General features: G+C 46.2%; 1 protein-coding gene and 2 pseudogenes. All 3 read left to right on the forward strand.

What is annotated here, in order from left to right:
* A pseudogene (locus J1781_RS00625) lies at nt 1-126 on the forward strand (IS3 family transposase); the annotation flags it as partial.
* A gap of 50 nt (nt 127-176) precedes the next feature.
* Nucleotides 177-1,205, forward strand: a complete 1,029-nt coding sequence (locus J1781_RS00630; protein WP_217233044.1) for an IS110 family RNA-guided transposase — start codon at nt 177-179, stop codon at nt 1,203-1,205.
* Nucleotides 1,206-1,432: 227 nt separating this feature from the next.
* Nucleotides 1,433-1,557 (forward strand): annotated as a pseudogene (locus J1781_RS00635) (IS3 family transposase); the annotation flags it as partial.

Below are 1,557 nucleotides of genomic sequence, written 5' to 3' on the forward strand. Positions count from 1 at the left end.
CAACCGGATACGCGACGTGATGAAGCGGTGATCCAGAGGCTGACCGAGGTCGCTGAGCGCTATCCCCGCTACGGTTTTAAGAAGCTTTTTCAGGTACTTCGCAGGCAGGGGCACGTCTGGAACCACATGCTGTAATCTTAATACGATCCCAGTCTGTGATATCTGAGGTGATTGCCATGAAAACTTTCGTTGGACTTGATGTTTCCCAGAAGAAAACAAGCATCTGCGTTATTGACCATAACGGTAATAAAATTCGGATGGTTAACGTCGATACGCATCCTGGTGTTATAGCTGATTATCTCTTTTCTGAAGGATTTGATAAGTCGAAAGTGGGTCTGGAGACAGGGCCGCTTTGCGTCTGGCTTTACCATTCTCTCAGGAATTTTGGTCTGGACGTTGACTGTATCCACGCACGACATGTTCATGCGGCTTTATCTATGCAGTTAAATAAAACCGATCAAAATGATGCTTTTGGTATAGCAAGACTGGTTCTTTCCGGCTGGTACAAGCCAGTACATGTCAAAAGTCTTCAATGCCATCAACAACGACTCATTCTTACCAGCCGGGAAAAATTGGTCCAGCTTCGTGTTGCCGTAACGAATCAGATCCGCGGACTTTTGAAAACCTTCGGGGTTGTTCTTCCACCCGGGAAAAATAGTGTTTTTGAACGTGCCGTACTCGAGTCATCACCTTCGCTGGAAACAGTTAAACCTGCAGTTATTATGTTGCTTGATACTTGGGAACATCTTTCCGAGCAAATAAGAAAATTTAACTACATGCTAGAAAAATTAGCCCGAAAAGATCCGGTTTGCCAGATATTGCAATCTATTCCGGGTGTGGGTGTTCTGACAGCATTAAGTTTTAAAACGTCAATTGACGACCCCTCTCGCTTCAGACGGGTCAGCGATGCAGGAGCTTTCCTCGGATTAACGCCCAAAAAGTATCAATCCGGCGAAGTTGACAGAAATGGGGGAATCTCAAAGCAGGGAAACAGAATGACACGCACGCTTATCTACGAAGCAGCATCCTGCCTGTTAACGCGTTATGGTACTGATACAAGCTTGGCAATATGGGCAAATGGACTCCGACGCAGGATGGGTTACAAGAAGGTTATTGTTGCCCTGGCTCGAAAACTGACGACATTGATGTTAAGTATGTGGAAATCAGAGACATTTTATAATGAACGTCTTAAAGCGGTAAATTAAAGAACGAAAAGTCATAATCAAATCAGATTGAGCTCGTCGTACACTTCAATTCCGGGACACGCTTTGCAGGGCAATACCCCTGCGGGAATCACGCTTTGCAGGGCAATACCCCTGCGGGAATCACATAGGAATGAAGACGACGTCTGGCAACATGTTGTAGCATCTAAAAAATGACTACGAAGACGACAAAGACCCCATCTGATCCAGATATTGACTGATTAGACGACAAACGCGTTCACCGGATTTACTGCCTGCTGAAACTGAATTTTCGCCGTAAGGGAAAGCAACGTCTGCCGGTGCGCAATCCGGCTCCGCTGGCGACGCCGGAAGCACTTAACCAGAGCTGGTCGAT

It is taken from the genome of Rahnella perminowiae, assembly GCF_019049695.1.
Classification (GTDB): domain Bacteria; phylum Pseudomonadota; class Gammaproteobacteria; order Enterobacterales; family Enterobacteriaceae; genus Rahnella; species Rahnella perminowiae.

Bases quoted from the DNA above. Each gene is read 5' to 3' on its own strand.
- J1781_RS00630 (WP_217233044.1), top strand. From the start codon at position 177: ATGAAAACTTTCGTTGGACTTGATGTTTCCCAGAAGAAAACAAGCATC.